Genomic DNA, 19,811 nt, shown 5'->3' with positions numbered 1-19,811 from the left:
GCCGTGCAGCGGCGGGAGTTGTTATTTCCGGCGGCTTGTATTACGCCCACGTGACGGGCCGAAGCGGCCCGGACGAGCACTCATCCTTCGGCCGCCCGCGTGGTGGGCCGCACGCGCGTGGCACGCGCGGCAAGCTGGCAAGGCATAGGGGGTATGCCGCGTGAGCGACCAGAAGGGACAGGACGCCGCAGAGAGCGTGTGGCACGATGCAGCCCCCGGGCACGGCGAAAAGCCGGGCCCGGAGGACGCGCACGCCCGGCGCTCCGGCGCCACGTCGCACGAGCCCCATGCCGGTCCCCGCGCCGGTCTCCCGACGGTCACCGGGTCCGGCGCGGAGCACGGCCCGCTGCCCGACGTTCCCCCGCCCGCGGCGCGCCTTTCCATCGTGGCCGACGGCCACTCCACTTCCCACGCCGCGCCGCGGATTTCCCCGGCCCCCGCGCCCTTCGACGATTCCCCCTCCCGCGCCCGCCACGCCGTGCCCTTCACGCATTCCCCGGCCCCCCTGCCGGAGGGCGACGCCGCGCAGAGCTTCCGCGTGCTGGCCGAACACCTGGCCGACTGGGAAGGCTGGGAGGACGCCGACGGCAAGGTGGTGTTCGTCACCCCCGCCTGCCAGCGCATCACCGGCTATTCCATGGAATCCTTCCGCGCCAACGCCCGGTTCATCGAGGGCATCATGCACCCCGAGGACCTGCCCCTGTGGCGCAAGCACCGCGAGATGGTGGCGTCCGGGGCCGAGATGGTCGAGGTGGAGGTGCGCGTGCGCACCCAGGACGGCCGCGAGCGCTGGCTGGCCTGCTCCAGCCGCCGCCTGCACGACGCCGACGGCGCGCCCATGGGCGTGCGCTTCAGCGGGCGCGACGTCACCGACCGCAAGATCATGCTCACCCAGATGAAGCACCAGGCCTGGCACGACCCGCTCACCGGGCTGCCCAACCGCGCCCTGTGCCTGGACCGCATCGACCGTTCGCTGCACCGCGCCCGGCGCGGCGCGGACAACGTGTGCGCCGTGGCCTTCCTGGACCTGGACCGCTTCAAGGTGGTCAACGATTCCATGGGCAACGCCGCGGGCGACCAGGTGCTGCGCGAGGTGGCCCGGCGTCTGGCCGAGAACACCCGCACCATCGACACCGTGTCGCGCCTGGGCAGCGACGAGTTCATCCTGCTGCTGGACGAGGTGCGGTCCGAAGACGAAGCCCTGATCACGGTGCGGCGCATCTGCGCCTCGCTGGAACCGCCGCTGGAGGTGTCGGGCCGACAGATCCGCATTTCCGCCAGCGTGGGGGTGGTGGTGAACCGGGGCGGCGGCAACGCCGACGAGATGTTGCGCAACGCCAACATCGCCATGCACCACGTGAAGGAGCACGGCGGCGACGGCATGGCGGTGTTCCAGCCCTCCATGCTGGAGCAGGCCATGAACCTGATGCAGCTGGAAATCGACCTGCACCGGGCGCTGGACAACAACGAATTCTTCCTGGTCTACCAGCCCATCATGTCGCTGCACGACCGCAAGCTGACCGGGTTCGAGGCGTTGGTGCGCTGGAACCACCCGGACCGGGGCATCGTGGGGCCGTCGGAGTTCATCCCCGTCTCCGAGTCCACCGGGCAGATCCACCAGGTGGGGCGCTGGGTGCTGGCGGAGGCGTGCCGCGCCCTGGCCGCCTGGCGCGAGCAGCAGCCGTCCATGCGCGGGGTGGTCATGCACGTGAACCTTTCGGCGCGGCAGCTCTCGCAGCCGGGCCTGGTGGAGCAGGTGGGCGCCGTGCTGCGCGAGACCGGCCTGCCCGCCAGATGCCTGAAGCTGGAAGTGACCGAGACCATGCTGATGGAAAACCCGGACTACGCCAACCTGGTGCTGCGCAGGCTGAAGGAGATCGGCGTGCGGTTGTGCATCGACGACTTCGGCACCGGGTATTCCTCGCTCAGCTACCTGCAACAGTTCCCCATCGACACCCTGAAGGTGGACCAGAGCTTCGTGGCGCGCATGTGCCGCGAGCCGGGGCATTTCAAGATCGTGCAGGCCGTGGTGGCGCTGGCGCACAGCCTTGGCCTGGACGTGGTGGCCGAAGGCGTGGAGGAGGAGGAACAGCGCATCATGCTGTCCGAACTTTCGTGCGAGGGCGGCCAGGGCTACCTGTTCTCGCGCCCGCTGCCGGGCGAGGACGTGCCGGGCATGTTCGCCGAGCGGCCCAAGGGACACTAGCCCGGACGCGGCCCCGCCTGTACCGCCCGCAGGGGTGTTTTCCCCATAGGCTTTCGGGACTGCCCCCCCTTTCGCGGCGGCTCTCGCCGGGTGTATGCTGGACGAACGCGGGAAGGCCCCTGCGCCCCGCGCCCCGCATCCCAAGGAGCCGTCATGCGTCACGTGGAGTGGTCGAACCGGTTCAGCGTGGGCGTGCCTGAACTGGACGCCCAGCATGCCCGCATCATCGAACTGCTGAACGACATGGCCGAGGCCGCCGCCTGCCCGGAGGACGGCAGCCGCCTGCGCGCCGTGCTGTCCGGCCTGAAGGCCCACGCCGCCGCCCACTTTTCGGCGGAGGAAGAGGTGGTGCGCCAGGTGGCGCCGGAACTGCTGGCCTTCCATCAGGGCGAACACCTGAAGTTTCTTTCGCGGGTGCGCGAATTCACCCTGGCCCTCGACGCCGACGCCCGCCCGCCCATGTTGCCGCTGGAGCTGTTCCACTTCCTGAAGTCGTGGTTCGAGGACCATATCCAGGGCGTGGACATGCAGTACGCCGCGCGCCTGCGCCACGGCGCGGGCGAACAGTCCGGGCGGGGCGGCGCGCCGGAATAGCCCCGCACCGCATCGTTCATCCGGACACAGGGAGGCCCAGTGCTGCTCAAGCTGTATTCATGGAACGTCAACGGCATCCGCGCCCTGAGCGGCAAGCCGGAATGGGACTGGTTCGCCGGGTGCGACGGCCACATCGTGGGCTTGCAGGAAACCAAGGCCGAGCCGGAGCAGGTGGCCGCCGCCCACCGCGACCCGGAGGGCTGGAAGGCATGGTGGCTGGCCTCGCGGATGAAGAAGGGCTACTCCGGGGTCGCCGTGTTCAGCCGCATCGAACCGCTGGCCGTGCATCTGGACATGCCCGACCCCGCATGGCAGGGCGAAGGCCGGTGCATCCACCTGGAATTTCCGGCCTTCCACTACTTCAACATCTACTTTCCCAACGGCGGGCAGGGCGAGGAACGCCTGGACTACAAGCTGGGCTTCTACGACGCCTTCCTGAACCATGCCGAAAGCCTGCGCCGCCACAAGCCCATCGTGGTCTGCGGCGACTTCAACACCGCGCACAAGCCCATCGACCTCGCCCGCCCCAAGGACAACGAGGACGTTTCCGGCTTCCTGCCCGTCGAGCGGGAATGGATGGACCGCTTCGTGGCGGCGGGCTACGTGGACACCTTCCGGCTGGTGCAGGGCGACACGCCCCACGCCTACTCGTGGTGGTCGTACAAGACCCGCGCCCGCGAGCGGAACGTGGGCTGGCGCATCGACTACTTCTTCGTGTCGGAAGAACTGCGCGGCGCGGTGCGCGACGCGTGGATAGACATGCACGTCATGGGGTCCGACCATTGCCCGGTGGGGCTGGCGCTGGACGTGGACATGTAGCGGGCGGGCCGGGACGCAGGGCCGGGCACGGCGCGCGCCGGACCGCACCGGCACATGCCGGTACGCACCGCTCGGGACCGCTCGGGACCGCTCGGGATCGCTCGGAGCCGGGCGGAAAATCAAAGGGCATGCCCGCCATGACGAAGGCGGGCATGCCCTTTTCGCGCGCGCTATTTGCAGGCGGCCGGAACAGCAGCCCCGCCGAGCCCGGCGAGGATGTGGTTCAGGGCTTCGCACAGGTCGGGCGACAGGTGCGCATCGCTGCCCAGCAGCTGCACCACCTCGGTCACCGAGGCGTCGGGCGGAACCGGGATGCCCGATTCGCGGGCCAGCCGGATGAGTTCTTCGCGTATCTCGCGCATGAGGACCCCCCTCAAGGACGATATGGCCGCCGGGACAGGGCCGTACGGCTGGCCGTGGAGCCGCCGACAGGCCGGATGGCGGGTTGGCCGCCGGGTCGGCCCACGGCGGATGCGCCATGGCCGCCTGGCGGCGCCGGGAAATTTCCCCCCTATCCGCAGCGGCCGCGAAATGCAAGCGCATGGGCCGCCGGGCGGGGCGCGCAGGATGGATGCATCCCGTGCCTGAAATCCATCCCGCAGAAGGCCGTCCGGCCCCCTTCCGCCCCGTGCCCGTGCGCCGTGCTTCCATGCCTCGCGCATGATTTGACATGCACGGGCGTGTCGGCCATAGTCCGTCGGACAGGAAAAGGTATGGAATCTGGATGGTTGGGTGTTCAATCCGTGATATTGCACGGGGTTCCCGGCCTGCCGGTGCGCGCCCGCTTCGCCGCGTGTCCGCCTGTCCCGCGCGCCCGGCATCATCTTTTCCATGCTCCGCCGCCGTCATCCTTCTGACCGTCTCGTGTTCCCAAGGAGGCTCAATGGAAACGGACTGCATCGCCCCGGCCCGGCCGCGCTCCCGTGCCGACGGCTGGCTCGACTGGGTGCAGATGGCCACGGGGGCGGCGCTGGCGCTGTTCGCCTGCATGCACATGCTCTTCCTGTCCAGCGTGCTGTTCGGCGCGGGGGCCCTGAACGGGCTTTCGGCCGTCATGGACGCGCTGCACCTGGAAACCGTGGGCGGCGTGTTCATCGCCGTCGTGTTCTGCGTCCACGCCACGGTGGCCGCCCGCAAGATTCCCTTCAAGGCCGCGCAGGCCGTCACCGCCTGGCGCCACGCCCGCCTGCTGCGCCACCCGGAAACCTGGGCCTGGATCGCGCAGGTGGCCACCGCGTTCATCGTGGCCGCCCTGGTCACCATCCACATCTGGACCGGCCTCACCGACCTGCCGGTGCAGGCGCAGAAAAGCGCGGTGCGCGTGCAGTTCGGCGGGTGGTTCTGGGCCTACCTGCTGCTGCTGCCCGCGCTGGCGCTGCACCTGGTCATCGGGGCGTGGCGCGCCGGGGCCAAGTGGGGCCTCGTGACCCGCGAAAACCGCGCCGTCCTCACCCGCAACGGCCTGTACCTGCTGGCCGGGTTCCTGTGCCTGTCGCTGCTCACCCTGCTGCGCTTCCGGCTGCTGCCGCTGGATTAGGAGACCCACGCCAATGCAGATCATCCATACCGATCTTCTGACCATCGGCGCGGGCCTTGCGGGCGAGCGCTGCGCCATAGAGGTGGCGGGCGCGGGCTTTTCCGTGGTCTGTCTTTCGCTGGTGCCCGCGCGGCGCTCGCATTCCGTGGCCGCGCAGGGCGGCATGCAGGCGGCCCTGGGCAACGCCGTCATGGGCGACGGGGACAGCCCCGACGTGCACTTCCTGGACACCGTGAAAGGCTCCGACTGGGGCGCGGACCAGGAAGTGGCCCGCATGTTCGTGGAGGCGGCCCCCATCGAGATGCGCCGCCTGGCCCACTGGGGGGTGCCGTGGAACCGCGTCGTCGCGGGCACGCACACCTACTGGAAGGGCGGCAAGCCCTTCGATGCCACGGAAAAGGCCGAAAACCACGGGCTGATCCACTCGCGCGCCTTCGGCGGCACGGCCAAGTGGCGCACCTGCTACGCCTCCGACGGGGCGGGCCACGCGGTGCTGTACACCATGGACAACCGCGCCGCGCAACTGGGCGTCACCGTGCACGACCGGTCCGAGGCCGTCTCGCTCATCCACGACGGCGAAACCTGCCACGGGGCCATCGTGCGCTGCCTGCGCACGGGCGAACTGCGCGCCTACCTGGCGCGGGCCACGCTGATCGCCTCCGGCGGGTACGGGCGCATCTACCGCGCCTCCACCAACGCCATCATCTGCGAGGGAACGGGCCTGTCGCTGGCGCTGGACACCGGCGTGGCGAAACTGGGCAACATGGAGGCCGTGCAGTTTCACCCCACGGGCACCGTGCCCACCGACATCCTGGTCACCGAAGGCTGCCGGGGCGACGGCGGCACCCTGCTGGACCGCGACGAATACCGCTTCATGCCCGACTACGAGCCGGACAAGGCGGAACTGGCCTCGCGCGACGTGGTCTCGCGCCGCATGATCGAGCACATGCGCACCGGCAAGGGCGTGCAGAGCCCCTACGGTGAACACCTGTGGCTGGACATCCGGCACCTGGGCGAAAAGCACATCCGCACCAAGCTGCGCGAGGTGGACGAGATCTGCCAGAACTTCCTGGGCATCGACCCGCTGCACCAGCTCATCCCCGTGCGGCCCACCCAGCACTATTCCATGGGCGGGGTGCGCACCGACAAGACCGGCGCGGCCTACGGCCTGAAGGGGCTGTTCAGCGCGGGCGAATCGGCCTGCTGGGACCTGCACGGCTTCAACCGGCTGGGCGGCAACTCGCTGGCGGAAACCGTGGTGGCGGGCGGCATCGTGGGCCGCAACATCGCGGAATTCCTGCAAGGGTACGACACCTCCTTCTCCACCGCGCATGTGCGCGAGGCGGCGGCGCGGGACGAGGCGCGCATCGGGCGCATCGTCTCCGGGGCCGACGGCAAGGAGAGCGTCTACGCCGTGCGCGAGGCCATGTACGACATCCTGGAGCGGGCGGCCTACGTGTTCCGCAACGGCGCGGACCTGGCCTGGGGCGTGCAGGCCCTGCAAGAGGTGCACGAGCGGGCGCAACGCGTCGGCCTTGCCTCCGACGGGGTGGGCGCCAACGCGGAACTGGCGCTGGCCATCCGCCTGCCGGGCATGGTGCGGCTGGCGCTGTGCGTGTGCCACGGCGCGCTGATGCGCACCGAAAGCCGGGGCTCGCACACCCGCGAGGACTTCCCGGAGCGCAACGACCGCGACTGGCTGAACCGCACGCTGGCCTCGTGGCGGCCGGGGGCCGACCTGCCGCACCTGGATTACGAACCGGCCACCACCCATGTCGAACTGCCCCCCGGTGACCGCGGGTATGGCGGCGGCAAGATCATTCCGGCAGCTTCCTGAGGGGGACCACGCACATGCAACGCTCGCTGACCTTCAACATCTTCCGCCACAACCCGCAGGACCCGGCGTCCGTGCCGCGCATGGACACCTTCCGCCTGGACGAGACGGACAGCATGACGCTGTTCATCGCCCTGCACCGCCTGCGCGAGGAACAGGACCCCTCGCTGAAGTTCGACTTCTGCTGCCGCGCCGGGGTGTGCGGCTCGTGCGCCATGGTCATCAACGGGCGGCCCGGACTCGCCTGCCACACCAAGACGCGCGACCTGCCCGCCGCCATCACCCTGCTGCCCCTGCCGGTGTTCAGGCTGGTGGGCGACCTTGCGGTGGATACGGGCACGTGGTTCCGGGCCATGTACCAGCGCACCGAATCGTGGATTCACACCCGCGCGGAATTCGACCCTGCCGCGCAGGAAGCGCGCATGGAAAACGAGGTGGCCAACGCCATCTACGAACTGGACCGGTGCATCGAATGCGGCTGCTGCGTGGCCGCCTGCGGCACGGCCAACCTGCGGCCCGACTTCCTGGCCCCGGCGGGGTTCATCCGCGTGGCGCGCTTTGCCGCCGACCCGCGCGACCAGCGCACCGACGCGGACTTCTACGAGATCATCGGCTCGGACGAGGGCATCTTCGGCTGCATGGGCCTGCTGGCCTGCGAGGATGTCTGTCCCAAGCACCTGCCGTTGCAGAACCAGCTGGGCTACCTGCGCCGCAAGATGGGGCTGACCGTGCTGAAGCGGCTGCTGCCGTTCGGGAGGTAGCGGGGCAGGGGCGGGGGCAGTTCCGCACCCGTTTCGCCGGGCCGTTCCGCATGCGGGGCGGCCCGGTTTGCCTTGCGGCGTCGGCCGTCTTTGTGCGCCGGACGGCGTTGCGAGGCGAACGGCTTGCGCTGTTGTGCGGTTGCGGTGCTGCGTTGCGGACGGCCGGTCCGGACGGGCTCCCGGCTGTTGCCGTAGGCCCGCGCCGCTTGCTAGGGTGGCGTCGCGGTTGCGGAACCGGCCGCCCCGATTGCGTTTGCGTACCCGGACAAAGGAGCCAGACATGCGCCGCATACCGGCGACACGAGTGGTGGAGGAAGTGGCGCGCCTGTGCGTGGAGTGCAATCGCTACCTGCCCAAGGACGTGCGGTGGGCCTTCAGCCGCGCGCAGGCGGAAGAGGACAGCGACGTCGCCAGGGAGATTTTCCGGCAACTGCTGGAAAACGCCGACCTTGCGGCCACCACCGGCCTGCCGCTGTGCCAGGACACGGGGCTGGCCGTCTTTTTCGTGGAACTGGGCGAGGACTGTCGCGTGGACGGCATGACCCTGCGCGAGGCCATCACCGAGGGCGTGCGCATCGGCTACGCCGAAGGCTACCTGCGCAAGTCCGCCTGCGACCCCATGACCCGTAGGAACACGGGCGACAACACCCCGGCGGTCATCCACATGGACCTGGTGCCCGGCGACAGGCTGCGCATCGCCTTCATGGCCAAGGGCGGCGGCAGCGAGAACATGTCGCGCGTGACCATGCTGGCCCCCGCGCAGGGGTGGCAGGGCATCAAGGATTTCGTGGTGCAGCGCGTGCGCGAGGCGGGGCCAAACCCCTGCCCGCCGACCATCATCGGCGTGGGCGTGGGCGGCACCTTCGACTACGCGCCCATCCTTGCCAAGAAGGCGCTGCTGCGCCCGCTGACGGACATCCATCCCGACCCGGACATGGCCGCCAAGGAAGCGGAACTGCTGGCCGCCATCAACGCGCTGGGCATCGGTCCCATGGGGCTTGGCGGCAAGACCACCTGCCTCGGCGTGAAGCTGGCCTTTGCCCCGTGCCATCTGGCCAGCCTGCCGCTGGCCGTGAACGTGCAGTGCCATTCGGCCCGGCACGGGGAGATCGAACTGTAGGCCGGGCAAACGGTACGATAGTTGGCGGGCGCTTTCCGGCAAGCGGCCGGTAAGCTGCGCAACCGTTGCGGACGCGTTGTTGCCGATTTCCCCGGCGTGGCGGTTGCACCGGCAACGGGTGCGGATGCCCGCGAACCGTTGTCCGACAATTGTTGCGGGCCTGCCGATGCCCGCCGCCCTCAAGAGCCCCATTGCGGTCCCGCTCCGGGACATGTACGGAAATACAAGGAATCAGACATGGCCACCCACCACCTGACCACCCCTCTGACCGACGAGGCCGTGGCGCAACTGCGCAGCGGCGACGTGGTCTTTCTGTCCGGCACCATCTACACCGCGCGCGACGCGGCCCACCGCCGCCTGGCCGAGGCGCTGGACCGGGGCGAAGACCTGCCCTTCGACCTGCGCGGCGCGGTGATCTACTACGTGGGTCCCAGCCCGGCCCCGCCCGGCCGTCCCATCGGCTCCGCCGGTCCCACCACCAGCTACCGCATGGACAGCTACGCCCCGCGCCTGCACGCGCTGGGCCTGAAGGCCACCATCGGCAAAGGATGCCGCAACACCGAAGTGCGCGACGCCCTGAAACAGCACACCGCCGTCTACCTTGGCGGCACCGGCGGCGCGGGCGCGCTGCTCTCGCAGTGCATCACTGCCGCCGCCGTCATCGCCTACGACGACCTTGGCCCCGAGGCCATCCGTGAACTTACCGTGAAGGACTTCCCCCTGCTGGTCATCAACGACTGCGTGGGCGGGGAGTTGTATGTGCAGGTAGACTGACCGGCAGGCTGCCGGAGACCCATGGGGGTTCAGCGCATGACGAACATATGCGGTGCGTATATCCCGGCCCCCGCCGACGGCGTGGCCCCCGACAACTACCACGCTACGTCCATCTATCCGGAGTTCGTGCAGGTGGAGCCGGGGCGCTGGGTGCTGCTTGCGGAATCGCGCATGGACTGCGTCATCCGCAAGAACCCGGACGGGACGCTGGAGGTGGTGGAGTTCCGGCGGCTGCAAAAGGGCGATCTGGTGGCGGTGGGCCGTGGCGAAAACGGCGAGGACGGCATCTACGTGCACGCCGGGCCGCTGGACCAGCTGCCGGACTTTCTGGCCGGATGGACTCCGGCCAACGTGCCCGCAGAGGTGGCTTCCGTGTCCGGCGCATCCGCATCCGGCGCAACGCCGCGAGCCTCCGTCGGTCCTGCTCCCGAAGCCGCCGCCGCCCCCCATTCCGACAAGTTCGCCTTCCGCACTGGCGTCAGTCGCGAGACGTCCTTTTCGCTCGATTACGACACCCTGTACGACGTGTTGCGCCACGACAAGGACCACGGCCACATCGTGTGGGTGGCCGGACCCGCCGTGGTGTTCGACGCGGACGCCCGCCGCGCCTTCGCGGGGCTGATCGACGCGGGCTACGTGCACGCCCTGCTGGCGGGCAACGCCCTTGCCACGCACGACCTGGAGGCGGCCCTGTTCGGCACCGCGCTGGGGCAGGGGCTGTACGACAAGCGGCAGGCCCCGCGCGGGCACTACCACCATCTCGACGCCCTCAACGCCATCCGTGGCTGCGGGTCCATCCGCGCCGCCGTGGACGCGGGGCTGGTGCGCGACGGGGTGATGCACGCGCTGGAAACCCGCTCCGTGCCCTACGTGCTGGCCGGGTCCATCCGCGACGACGGCCCCCTGCCGGAAGTCATCGCCGACGTGTACGCCGCGCAGGACGCCATGCGCGCCCACGTGCGCCGCGCCACCACCGTTGTGGCGCTGGCCACGGCGCTGCACACCATCGCCACCGGCAACATGACCCCCTCGTATCAGGCCGGGCTGGGGGGCGTCCTGCGCCCGGTGCATTTCTTCATCGCGGACATTTCGGAATTCGCGGCGGGCAAGCTGGCCGACCGGGGCTCGCTGACCTCGCGCTCCATCCTCACCAACGTGCAGGACTTCGTGGTCAACGTGCACCGGGCGCTTACCGGTGCGTGCCGCACGGAATAGCCCGGCGTACCGGCAGGCCTCGGGGGCTCCCTGCACGCGGAGCCCGCGAGAATCCGCCCTGTCCATATGTAATGAAATCCCATGGATATGCACTCTGGTGCAATGCAATGTGGGCCCGTGCCGTAAACTCTTCATGTGCTGCGCCGATAGGTGGACTGAAGGTCGCGCATCCGCGCGGAAGGAGGCCCCATGGTCGAAGCACCGGACGGAACCCAGGTCGGTATCGCCTACACCACCCTGCAAGTGCAGGCGGGCACGGAACGCACGGGCACGCTGCGCACCGCGTCCACCGGGGACGGGGAGGGCGGCGGCGACACCGTGACCATCTCGGACGAAGGGCGGCGGAAGGCGGAGGGGATGAAGTCCAGCGGCGCGGGCGGCACGCAGTCCACCGAGAAATCGGACTCGGACGACAAGCTGGCCTCGCTCAAGGAGCAGATCCAGAAGTTGCAGGAACAGATCAGGGCAAAGCAGCAGGAGCTTTCCGATATCCAGCAGGATGGCGGCATGGACGCCGAACAGAAGCAGCAGCAGGTGGCGCTGAAGATGTCGGAAATCACCATGCTCCAGAGCCAGTTGATGGAACTGACCAAGCAGAAGGCGGAACTCGAGAACGGCGGTTCCGGTTCCTCTGGCGGCGCCGCCGGGGTGAGCATCAGCGTCTAGCGCGCGGCGGGCACCGGGGGCGGGGCGCAGGCCGTCCGTCTTCATCCTGCCAGCCGTTAGGCTCCGCGCGCACGCGCAACGCACAAGGGAGGCCCCATGGGGCCTCCCTTGTCGTTTGTCGTTCTGTCGTCGTTTCCGTCGTCGTTTCCGTCGCCGTTTCCGGCGGCGCGGAACCCGTCCGCACTCCACCTAGGGGCTGTTTCTAACTTAGGGTTTTCGTTCGTTGGCAAGGAAAACAAGCCTGCCATGAGGGAGTATACTCTTATCGTATTCGACCGACATGGCAGGCGAAGTTTGACGACGCCAACGGGCGAAAGGACAATTTAGAAACAGCCCCTAGTAGGCGTGCTCGTCTTCCAGATCCTCGTCGGTGATCTTGTGGGTGAACACGGAGTACACCCATCCCTGGTACGCCAGCACGAGGGGCACGAAGATCACCACCACGGTGAGCATGATCTTCAGCGTCAGCGGGCTGGACGCTCCGTTGGCGATGGTGACGCTGAAGGCCGGGTCCATGCTCGACGGCAGCAGCGCTGGGTACATGCCGAACACCCCGAAGAAGGTCACGCAGACGATGAACACCGCGTTGCACACCCAGGCCATGCCTACCGAGTTGGAGGCGATGAAGAACCGGGATGTCAGCAGCGAGGCCACGGCCAGGATGGGGAACACCAGCAGCGGCGGCACCCTCAGGTAGTTGCCGTACAGGTTGGTGTACACGGCGGTGGCCGCCAGGAAGGCCAGCGCGGCGCACAGCAGCAGCGGCCAGATGCCGCGCGCCAGGGCCACGGCCCGGTCGTGCAGTTCGCCGGTGGACTTGATGCCCATCCACAGCGCGCCATGCAGGGCGAACATCAGCACGAAGAACACGCCGCCCAGCAGGCCGTAGAGGTTCAGCAGCTTCAGCAGGTTGCCGTGGTACACGCCGTCGCCGTCGACGGGAATGCCCATGAACAGGTTGGCGAAGGCCACGCCGAACAGCAGCGCGGGCAGGAAGTTGCCCAGGAACTGGAACGCGTCCCACACCTTGCGCCAGCCGGGGCTGTCGATCTTGTTGCGGAACTCGAAGGACACCGCGCGGAAGATCAGCGCGAAGAGCAGGATCAGCAGCGGCGCGTACAGCGCGCTGAACATCACTGCGTACGCCTTGGGGAACGCGGCGAAGGTCACGCCGCCCGCGGTGATCAGCCACACCTCGTTGCCGTCCCAGAACGGACCGGCGGCGTTGTAGATGGTGCGGCGCTCGGCCTCGGTGCGCGCGGCGAAGGGCAGCAGGGTGCCCATGCCGAAGTCGAAGCCGTCAAGGACGAAGTATATGGCCCACAACAGGCCCCACAGGACGAACCAGATTGTCTCCAACATGTTTCCGATCCTCTCGGTTAGCGGTTCATGCGGCCATGCGGCACGTCGTGCGGGCTAGGCGGCGGGGCCTTTGCGTGCGTACTTGCGAAGCAGGTAGATGTCGAGCACGCCCAGCAGCGTGTACACCGCCCCGAACGCCAGCAGCGAGACGGCAACCGACGAGGCGGGCACCGGCGACACCGCGTCGGTGGTGCGCATCATGCCGTAGACGATCCACGGCTGGCGGCCGATTTCGGCCACGGCCCACCCGGCCATGATGGCGATGTACGGCAGGGGGATGGCCCACGGCAGCGCTTTCAGCAGCCACGGCTTGTCCTGCAACCGGTTGCGGAACAGGAAGGCGGCCCCCGCCAGCAGCGGGAACAGCGTGCCAAGGCCCACCATCAGGCGGAAGTTCAGGAAGGTCAGCAGCACGGGCGGGCGGTCTTCCTTGGGGAAGTCCTTCAGGCCCTTCACTTCGGCAGAGGGATCGTTGAAGGCCAGCAGGCTGAGCACGCCGGGAATGCCGAAGACCTGGATGGCGTTGCCTTCCGCGCTTTCGTCGGGCACGGCCAGCAGGTACATGGGCGCGGACTTCTGGGTTTCCCAGTGCGATTCCATGGCCGCCAGCTTGGCCGGTTGCAGCTTCGCCACGGTGTTGCCGTGGTTGTGGCCCTGCACCGCCACCAGGATGGCCAGCACCAGGGTGAACCCGGCCGCCAGCTTGAACGAGCGGTTGAAGAAGTCCTCTTCGTTGCGGCGCAGCAGGTGCCAGGCCGAGATGCCCAGCACGAAGAAGCCCGCCAGCATCCACGCGGCGAACAGGTTGTGGAAGAACTGGCCCCATGCGTAGGGGTTGCTGAGCACGGTGAGGAAATTGTCCAGTTCCGCGCGGTTGTTGCGGATCACGTAGCCCACGGGGTTCTGCATCCAGCCGTTGGCCAGGATGATCCACAGGCCGGAAAGGTTGGAGGCGAAGGCCACGGCCCAGATGGCGAACAGGTGCATCTTCTTGGACACGCGCTCCCAGCCGAACACCCACACGGCCAGGAAGGTGGATTCCAGGAAGAAGGCCAGGGTGGCCTCTATGGCCAGCAGCGAACCGAAGATGTCGCCCACGTATTCCGAGTAACGCGACCAGTTGGTGCCGAACTGGAATTCCAGGGTGATGCCCGTGACCACGCCCAGGGTGAAGTTGATCAGGAACAGCTTGCCCCAGAACTTGGCCATGCGTTTGTAGGTTTCGTTGCCAGTGCGGTAGTAGATGGTCTGCATGACCGCGATGAGCACCGAAAGGCCCAGTGTCAGCGGCACGAAGATGAAATGGAAGAAGACGGCCACCGCGAACTGCAGCCGTGACAGCATGACGACATCCATGCTTTCCCCCTTCGCGGGTCCTGCGGTGTGGCCGCCCGGAAGCCCGGCAAGGTTAAACGGTGAAACTGGCGCGCCGCCCGGTCTGCGTCCGCCGAACGCAGGGCAGCGTGAGTGCATCAAGCGATAATGGTTGCTACTACCACTTCTCCGCCAATATGCAAACATGGTGGAAGAATTTTTACATGCGCTGACGGAGGGACTGTGCGCAATCTAGCATGGTTGCGAAGAAACTGTCAGCAAAAAATGCATGGCGGCGACAAGTTGGCGGCGTGGGCCGGTTTGCGGGCGGCGGCGTCGCCAACGAGCGGCATCGCACTGCCCGGGAAACCGGCAACGCACAACGGGCGCTGGCCATCTGGCCGGCGCCCGTTCGCGTTGGCTGGGGGAACCCGGAACATCCGGGATGTACGTCTACGGCTTGCCGAAGCCGTACTTGTCGAGCACGGCCATGCCTTCGGGACCGGTCACGAACTTGATGAACGCGGCCGCGGTGGCCTTGTCCTTGGAGCCGGACAGGACGGCGATGGGATAGGTGATGGGGGCGTGGCCCTTGACGGTGGCCACCACCTTCACCTTGTCGCCCGCGATCTTGGCGTCGGTCATGTACACGAAGCCCGCTTCGGCCTCGCCGCGCGACACGTAGTCCAGGGCCTGGCGCACGCTTTCGGCCAGCACGGCCTTGCCGGAAATGGCGTCCCACGACCCGGCGGCGGTCAGCGCGGCCTTGGTGTAGCGGCCCACGGGCACGGAGTCGGGGTTGCCCACGGCGATGCGGTGCACGTCGGCCTTCTTCAGGTCGTCCACGGACGCGATGGCCAGCTTGGAGTCGGAGGGCACGATGAGCACCAGGCTGTTGGACACGAAGTCGACGCGGGTGGCCACGTCGATGAGCTTGCTTTCCACGGCCTTGTCCATGGTGACCTGGTCGGCGGAGGCGAACACGTCAACCGGCGCGCCTTCCTGCATCTGTTTCAGCAGCGGGCCGGAGGCGGCGAAGTTGGTCTGCACCTTGCTGTCGGGGTTGGCCTTTTCGAACATGCCCTTGATGTCGGTGAAGGCGTTGGTCAGGCTGGCGGCGGCGGACACGGTGATTTCGCCGGCCTGGGCGGCGAGGGGGGCGCACACCAGCGCCATGAGGGCCAGTGCGGCAAGAACGCTGCGGCCGGTGCGGAACGGACGGAAACCGGAAATCATGAGGCGCCTCCTGTCTGAGGTTGAATGGTGTCTGCGGGGACGAAACGGTCATCGGCCCTGCACTGCACGGCGTTGTCCGCCACGGTGGCGAACCAGCCCGTCCTGTCGGCGTCCCAGACGTCGAAGGCGGGGACGTACGGCTTGATGTCCAGCACCGGGGTGCCGTCCAGCATGTCCACGTTCTCCACGTGCAGCCGGTTGCCGGTGACGCCGGTGAGCCGCAGGACGGAAATGCCGATGGGGTTGGGCCTGCGCGGCGAGCGGGTGGCGAAGATGCCGTGCTCGTCGTTGTCCAGGAAGGGCTTCACGCGCAGGGTGAAGCCCTTGCATTGGTGCAGGTGGTAGATGACCAGCAGGTGCGAGAAGCCTTCGATGTCGGCGAGGCCGTCGGCGTATTCGGGCAGCACGTCGATGCTGCCCGCCACGCCCCGCGCGCCCACGGGCTGGATGGGCATGCCGCGCACGTCGGTGAACGGGGTGCGCATGTGGGCCACCGGAGCGTAGGAAATGCACGGGGCTTCCGGGTTGTCTGCCAGATGCGGGGCGGGACGGGGGGCGGCGTGCGCGGCGGCGGGGCCGCGCAGCAGGCGCAGCGCCACGGCCGTGGCCAGCAGGGCCACCCCGGCCTCCGGTTCCGGCCACAGCAGGGGCACGCCCAGCCCGGCCAGCATCAGGGCCAGCGGGCCGCCGCACAGTTCGCGCAGGCGCAGGCGCGCGGCCGTGTCCCGTCCCGTTGCCAGGCCCAGTTCGCCGTCGTGGACGTTGCCGCGCGGCGCAAGCCCCGTTTCGAAGGCCAGCAGCAGGGCCAAGGCCGCCAGAGCGGCCAGCGCCACGACGGAGAGCACGGCGGGAAGGGCGGAAGAGAGGAGCATGGGCAGCATGTCCACGGCGCAGGGGAACGGAAGGGGCGGAATCGCCCGGAATGACCACGGGACCGGAGGGCTGCCGGTTGGGCGTTCCGGGGGGAGAAAGGCGGCACGGGGGTGCCGGCCCGGTGCGCATTCCGGGCCGGACCTCGTCGGGGCACCGGCGCGGCAGGCACGTGCGACCGGAGCTCCTTCCATATTCCGGGTAGCCGTTGCCCGGACGGTGCGCAACACGGTCACCTGGGTTGGTATTTTCGTGACTGTATTTCCTTTCCGGCGAAAACCGACCACAACTTCCGGCAGGGTGGCGGCGGCAACGACACTGCGGAGGCAGATCGACCATGCATGCTCCTTTGGCCGGTATCGTCGGCGCACTGGACGAGACACAACTGGAACTGATGCGGGCCTGCATCGAGCGGGAACTGGAGGCGCGCCTGCAAGGCGGCCCGTCTGGCCCGTCTGGCCCGTCTGGAATGTCTGGCGGCTCTCATGCGGGCGCGGATGGCCTTGGCGCGGAAACGCTGCATTCCATCGTCACCGCATTGTCCGGCGCGCCGGGCACGGGTGGCGGCGCCGCCTGCCCGCGCGGGGCCGCCCGGCGCGGGGGCGAAGCGCCGTATCCCCCGCCCGCGCCGCAGGGCGCAAAGGACGTTCCCTGCCCGGCCCAGAGCTTCGAGGTGCCGGAAGGGGTCAAGCACCTTACCTCCGAACAGCTCGACGAACTGACGGCCACCTTCCACGCCTGGTTCGGCGCGGCCGCCACGCCGGTGCAGCGCCGTTCGCGCGGGCGGCTGTGGGTGGCCTTCCTGATGATGCGCCACGGCGCACTGCGCCTTGGCGAGGCGCTGGCCCTGGACGACACCGCCGACCTCGACCCGGTGCGCCAGCTGGCCATCGTGCGCGGCCACGGCGGGCGCGAAATCCAGCTGCCGGGGCCGGTCATGCGCGAGGTGCAGCGGGTGCTGGACGATCCCATGATGTTCGGCCTGCGCGGGCGCGTCTTCCGCATGGACCAGGGCTACGTGCGCCGCAAGTTCTACGAGCGCGCGGCGGAATGCTCCATCCCCAAGGAATACCTGAACCCGCGCGTCATCCGGCATTCGCGGGCCGTGGAACTGTTGCGCGGCGGCGTGCCGCTGAAGATCGTGCAGGGCATCCTGGGCCACCAGAGCATGAACCAGACGGCCAACTACCTGCGCTTTTCAGATGATGACGTACGGCGTATCGTGCATCATTACCTGAACAAGGAGACCAGGATGAAGACCAGCGCGCGCAACGCGTTCACCGGCAGGGTGACGTCCGTCGTCAAGGACGGGCTGCTCGTGGAGGTGGAACTGACCACCAACAGCGGCCTGAAGGTGGTTTCGGTGATCACCGAGGAAAGCGCCCAGAACCTTGGCGTGAACACCGGCAAGGTGATGACCGCCACGGTGAAGGCCCCGTGGGTGATTCTGGCCCGCGAGGAAAACCGGCTGAAGACCAGCGCCCGCAACCGCTACGCGGGCAAGGTGGCGCGGGTGAACCTTTCCGAAATCGCCGCCGAGGTGGTGGTGGACCTGCCCGAGGGCACCACCGTGTGCGCCCTGCTGACCGTGGAAAGCGTGAAGGCGCTGGACCTGGAGCCGGGCACCGACATTCTGGTGATGTTCAAGGCATTTTCGGTGATCCTGAACGTGGAGTAGCGCGACGCATGCCGTATCCGGGGGCGCAACGCCGCCCGCCTGCGGAAAGCGCCGCCGTCCTTGTGGGGATGGCGGCGCTTTCACATGGAGGGGCGGACGGGCGGACGGTGATCCGAAGGCCCGCAGGGAACCGGGCGCGCGAGGCAAACGCGCCCGAGGGGAAAGACTGGTGGCAACCGCTCGTACGCACTGCGCTATCCCATCAACGTCATCAGCAGCCCTAGCGCCGGTTTTCCTTCCGCGCGCAGTTCGCGGAAGTTCAGGCGGTGGCGGATGCGGCCGTCCTCGTACAGCACCAGGGTATCGGCAAAGGCGTCCACGTCGTCCGGGTCGTGGGTGATGATGATGGCCGGAATGTCGAAGTGAGCGAACAGCCGGGTGAATTCCTTGCGCATGCGCACCCGCAGCAGCGGGTCCAGGGCGGAGAACGGCTCGTCCAGCAGCAACGCGCGCGGGTTCGTCGCCAGGGCGCGGGCCAGCGCGGTGCGCTGGCGCTGCCCGCCGGAAATGTTGCCCGGCAGGTTTTGCGCCACGTGGTCTATCTCGAACAGTTCCAGCAGTTCGTCCACGCGCTGTTTGCCGCTCGCGCCGCCGGTCATGGCCCTGTCTTCATTCCCGGCCACGGAAGCCCGCCGCCCGGCCCCCAGGCCGAACTCCACGTTCTTGCGCACCGAAAGATGCGGGAACAGGGCGTAGTCCTGGAACACGTAGCCGATGCCCCGGTCGCGCGCGGGAATGTCGATGCCCGCCGCCGTGTCCAGCAGGGTGGCCCCGTTGATGACGATGCGCCCCTCGCGCGGGCGCATCAGCCCGGCGATGGCTTGCAGGGTCAGGGTCTTGCCCGAGCCGGAATGGCCGAACAGCACCAGGGTGCGGTCTTCGGTGGCGAAGGACACGTCGATCTTGAAGCCCTTGCCCTTGGCCCCACGGGCCGGGGGCAGGCGATGGGTGATGGCGACGTCGATCATCACGCCCCCCTGCCGAAGGAAAGACCGCCGGTGGCCAGCTTGTCCGCCAGTATCAGCACGCCCATGCACAACAGCGATGTGACGATGACCAGCGCCAGCGCCTGCGCGTCGTCCCCGGCCTGGAAGGCGGAATAGATGGCCAGCGACAGGGTCTGGGTGCGGCCGGGCAGGTTGCCCGCGATCATCAGCGTGGCCCCGAACTCGCCCATGCCGCGCGCGAAGGCCAGCATGACCCCGGCCAGGATGCCGCGCCACGCGAGAGGCAGCGAGACGCGCAGGAACACCTTCCATTCCGACGCGCCCAGGGTGCGGGCCGCGTTTTCGAGGTTGTGGTCCACGGCTTCCAGCGCGGCGCGGGCGGACTTGTAGATGAGCGGAAAGACCACCACCGTGGCCGCCACCACCGCACCCTCCCACGAGAACATCAGGTTGATGCCGAATTCGGCCAGCCACGGCCCCAGCAGGCCGCGCCGCCCCACCAGCAGGATGAGGTAGTAGCCGATGACCGTGGGCGGCAGCACCAGCGGCAGGGCGCACAGGGCGTCCACCCAGGTGCGGCCGGGAAAGGGGCGGCGGGCGATGCACCACGCCGTCAGGATTCCGAGCACCGAGGACACCACCGTGGCGATGCCCGCCACCTTCAGCGTGAGCAGGATGACGGAAACCCTCAGCGTGTCCGCCGCGAACAGGGGGGACTGTGGGAACAGGGCGGAAAGGAAATCCATGGCCCGACTGTGGCGAAAAGGCCGGGGTGGGGCAACAGAGGCACGAAAAGTTCCGTCTTGGTGACCGTGGCACGGGGTACTGACACGGCACCTTCCCGATGGGCTTCACGGGGCGTGACCCGCCGGGCTGGG

General features: G+C 68.4%; 18 protein-coding genes. 11 read left to right on the top strand and 7 right to left on the bottom strand.

Annotation, left to right across the window (positions count from 1 at the left end):
* The first annotated feature begins 160 nt into the window (after nt 1-160).
* The 3 genes from V6B97_RS08105 (at nt 161) to V6B97_RS08095 (ending at nt 3,619) form a co-directional block, all read left to right on the top strand.
* Nucleotides 161-2,206, top strand: a complete 2,046-nt coding sequence (locus V6B97_RS08105; RefSeq protein WP_333505998.1) for a putative bifunctional diguanylate cyclase/phosphodiesterase — start codon at nt 161-163, stop codon at nt 2,204-2,206.
* A 153-nt stretch (nt 2,207-2,359) separates the two neighbouring features.
* Complete coding sequence (locus V6B97_RS08100; RefSeq protein WP_333505997.1) at nt 2,360-2,800, top strand: bacteriohemerythrin; 441 nt, start codon at nt 2,360-2,362, stop codon at nt 2,798-2,800.
* A 39-nt stretch (nt 2,801-2,839) separates the two neighbouring features.
* Nucleotides 2,840-3,619 carry an exodeoxyribonuclease III gene (locus V6B97_RS08095; RefSeq protein WP_333505996.1) on the top strand — a complete coding sequence of 260 codons (780 nt, stop codon included), beginning with the start codon at nt 2,840-2,842 and terminating at the stop codon, nt 3,617-3,619.
* A 170-nt stretch (nt 3,620-3,789) separates the two neighbouring features.
* On the opposite strand, the gene V6B97_RS08090 is transcribed toward V6B97_RS08095, so the two are convergent.
* Nucleotides 3,790-3,981 carry a hypothetical protein gene (locus V6B97_RS08090; protein ID WP_333505995.1) on the bottom strand — a complete coding sequence of 64 codons (192 nt, stop codon included), beginning with the start codon at nt 3,979-3,981 and terminating at the stop codon, nt 3,790-3,792.
* Between the two features lie 521 nt (nt 3,982-4,502).
* Between V6B97_RS08090 and V6B97_RS08085 the strand changes: the two genes are divergently transcribed.
* From V6B97_RS08085 to V6B97_RS08055, 7 genes are all read left to right on the top strand, one after another.
* Entirely contained in the window at nt 4,503-5,156 is a 654-nt protein-coding gene (locus V6B97_RS08085) for a succinate dehydrogenase/fumarate reductase cytochrome b subunit (protein WP_333505994.1), read from the top strand.
* Nucleotides 5,157-5,169: 13 nt separating this feature from the next.
* Complete coding sequence (locus V6B97_RS08080) at nt 5,170-6,993, top strand: fumarate reductase flavoprotein subunit (RefSeq protein ID WP_333505993.1); 1,824 nt, start codon at nt 5,170-5,172, stop codon at nt 6,991-6,993.
* A 14-nt stretch (nt 6,994-7,007) separates the two neighbouring features.
* Entirely contained in the window at nt 7,008-7,751 is a 744-nt protein-coding gene (locus V6B97_RS08075) for a fumarate reductase iron-sulfur subunit (RefSeq protein WP_333505992.1), read from the top strand.
* A 280-nt stretch (nt 7,752-8,031) separates the two neighbouring features.
* Nucleotides 8,032-8,871: a fumarate hydratase gene (locus tag V6B97_RS08070; RefSeq protein WP_333505991.1), complete on the top strand. Its 840-nt coding sequence runs from the start codon at nt 8,032-8,034 to the stop codon at nt 8,869-8,871.
* Nucleotides 8,872-9,108: 237 nt separating this feature from the next.
* Nucleotides 9,109-9,645 (top strand): Fe-S-containing hydro-lyase, encoded by a 537-nt coding sequence (locus V6B97_RS08065; RefSeq protein ID WP_333505990.1) that lies wholly within the window; start codon nt 9,109-9,111, stop codon nt 9,643-9,645.
* A 36-nt stretch (nt 9,646-9,681) separates the two neighbouring features.
* Complete coding sequence (locus tag V6B97_RS08060) at nt 9,682-10,860, top strand: ornithine cyclodeaminase family domain (protein WP_333505989.1); 1,179 nt, start codon at nt 9,682-9,684, stop codon at nt 10,858-10,860.
* 189 nt (nt 10,861-11,049) lie between these two features.
* Nucleotides 11,050-11,526 (top strand): hypothetical protein, encoded by a 477-nt coding sequence (locus tag V6B97_RS08055; protein WP_333505988.1) that lies wholly within the window; start codon nt 11,050-11,052, stop codon nt 11,524-11,526.
* Nucleotides 11,527-11,862: 336 nt separating this feature from the next.
* Here V6B97_RS08055 and cydB read toward each other — a convergent pair whose 3' ends face one another.
* The 4 genes from cydB to tsaA form a co-directional block, all read right to left on the bottom strand.
* Nucleotides 11,863-12,888 (bottom strand): cytochrome d ubiquinol oxidase subunit II, encoded by a 1,026-nt coding sequence (gene cydB, locus V6B97_RS08050; RefSeq protein ID WP_333505987.1) that lies wholly within the window; start codon nt 12,886-12,888, stop codon nt 11,863-11,865.
* Nucleotides 12,889-12,942: 54 nt separating this feature from the next.
* A complete protein-coding gene (locus tag V6B97_RS08045) occupies nt 12,943-14,244 on the bottom strand; it encodes a cytochrome ubiquinol oxidase subunit I (RefSeq protein ID WP_333505986.1) in 1,302 nt (433 codons plus the stop codon).
* Nucleotides 14,245-14,655: 411 nt separating this feature from the next.
* Nucleotides 14,656-15,438 (bottom strand): molybdate ABC transporter substrate-binding protein, encoded by a 783-nt coding sequence (gene modA / locus V6B97_RS08040; protein WP_333505985.1) that lies wholly within the window; start codon nt 15,436-15,438, stop codon nt 14,656-14,658.
* A complete protein-coding gene (tsaA, locus tag V6B97_RS08035; RefSeq protein ID WP_333505984.1) occupies nt 15,435-16,310 on the bottom strand; it encodes a tRNA (N6-threonylcarbamoyladenosine(37)-N6)-methyltransferase TrmO in 876 nt (291 codons plus the stop codon). Before tsaA ends, modA begins: the two co-directional genes overlap by 4 nt.
* Nucleotides 16,311-16,645: 335 nt before the next feature.
* On the opposite strand from tsaA, the gene V6B97_RS08030 reads away from it, so the two are divergent.
* Complete coding sequence (locus V6B97_RS08030; protein WP_333505983.1) at nt 16,646-17,986, top strand: TOBE domain-containing protein; 1,341 nt, start codon at nt 16,646-16,648, stop codon at nt 17,984-17,986.
* Between the two features lie 194 nt (nt 17,987-18,180).
* On the opposite strand, the gene V6B97_RS08025 is transcribed toward V6B97_RS08030, so the two are convergent.
* Together V6B97_RS08025 and modB are read right to left on the bottom strand one after the other, a co-directional pair.
* Nucleotides 18,181-18,954, bottom strand: a complete 774-nt coding sequence (locus tag V6B97_RS08025) for an ATP-binding cassette domain-containing protein (RefSeq protein WP_333505982.1) — start codon at nt 18,952-18,954, stop codon at nt 18,181-18,183.
* Nucleotides 18,954-19,679: a molybdate ABC transporter permease subunit gene (modB, locus tag V6B97_RS08020; RefSeq protein WP_333505981.1), complete on the bottom strand. Its 726-nt coding sequence runs from the start codon at nt 19,677-19,679 to the stop codon at nt 18,954-18,956. Before modB ends, V6B97_RS08025 begins: the two co-directional genes overlap by 1 nt.
* Between the last annotated feature and the right edge of the window lie 132 nt (nt 19,680-19,811).

Origin of the sequence: Nitratidesulfovibrio sp. 1201_IL3209, from assembly GCF_036763125.1 — a bacterium.
Taxonomy (GTDB): domain Bacteria; phylum Desulfobacterota; class Desulfovibrionia; order Desulfovibrionales; family Desulfovibrionaceae; genus Cupidesulfovibrio.
Note: the sequence above shows the minus strand (reverse complement) of the source record. Positions and strands in the feature narration are given on the sequence as shown.

Bases quoted from the DNA above. Each gene is read 5' to 3' on its own strand.
- V6B97_RS08100 (WP_333505997.1), top strand. From the start codon at position 2,360: ATGCGTCACGTGGAGTGGTCGAACCGGTTCAGCGTGGGCGTGCCTGAA.
- V6B97_RS08090 (WP_333505995.1), bottom strand. From the start codon at position 3,981: ATGCGCGAGATACGCGAAGAACTCATCCGGCTGGCCCGCGAATCGGGC.
- V6B97_RS08085 (WP_333505994.1), top strand. From the start codon at position 4,503: ATGGAAACGGACTGCATCGCCCCGGCCCGGCCGCGCTCCCGTGCCGAC.
- V6B97_RS08080 (WP_333505993.1), top strand. From the start codon at position 5,170: ATGCAGATCATCCATACCGATCTTCTGACCATCGGCGCGGGCCTTGCG.
- V6B97_RS08075 (WP_333505992.1), top strand. From the start codon at position 7,008: ATGCAACGCTCGCTGACCTTCAACATCTTCCGCCACAACCCGCAGGAC.
- V6B97_RS08070 (WP_333505991.1), top strand. From the start codon at position 8,032: ATGCGCCGCATACCGGCGACACGAGTGGTGGAGGAAGTGGCGCGCCTG.
- V6B97_RS08065 (WP_333505990.1), top strand. From the start codon at position 9,109: ATGGCCACCCACCACCTGACCACCCCTCTGACCGACGAGGCCGTGGCG.
- V6B97_RS08060 (WP_333505989.1), top strand. From the start codon at position 9,682: ATGACGAACATATGCGGTGCGTATATCCCGGCCCCCGCCGACGGCGTG.
- V6B97_RS08055 (WP_333505988.1), top strand. From the start codon at position 11,050: ATGGTCGAAGCACCGGACGGAACCCAGGTCGGTATCGCCTACACCACC.
- cydB (WP_333505987.1), bottom strand. From the start codon at position 12,888: ATGTTGGAGACAATCTGGTTCGTCCTGTGGGGCCTGTTGTGGGCCATA.
- V6B97_RS08045 (WP_333505986.1), bottom strand. From the start codon at position 14,244: ATGGATGTCGTCATGCTGTCACGGCTGCAGTTCGCGGTGGCCGTCTTC.
- modA (WP_333505985.1), bottom strand. From the start codon at position 15,438: ATGATTTCCGGTTTCCGTCCGTTCCGCACCGGCCGCAGCGTTCTTGCC.
- tsaA (WP_333505984.1), bottom strand. From the start codon at position 16,310: ATGCTCCTCTCTTCCGCCCTTCCCGCCGTGCTCTCCGTCGTGGCGCTG.
- V6B97_RS08030 (WP_333505983.1), top strand. From the start codon at position 16,646: ATGCATGCTCCTTTGGCCGGTATCGTCGGCGCACTGGACGAGACACAA.
- V6B97_RS08025 (WP_333505982.1), bottom strand. From the start codon at position 18,954: ATGATCGACGTCGCCATCACCCATCGCCTGCCCCCGGCCCGTGGGGCC.
- modB (WP_333505981.1), bottom strand. From the start codon at position 19,679: ATGGATTTCCTTTCCGCCCTGTTCCCACAGTCCCCCCTGTTCGCGGCG.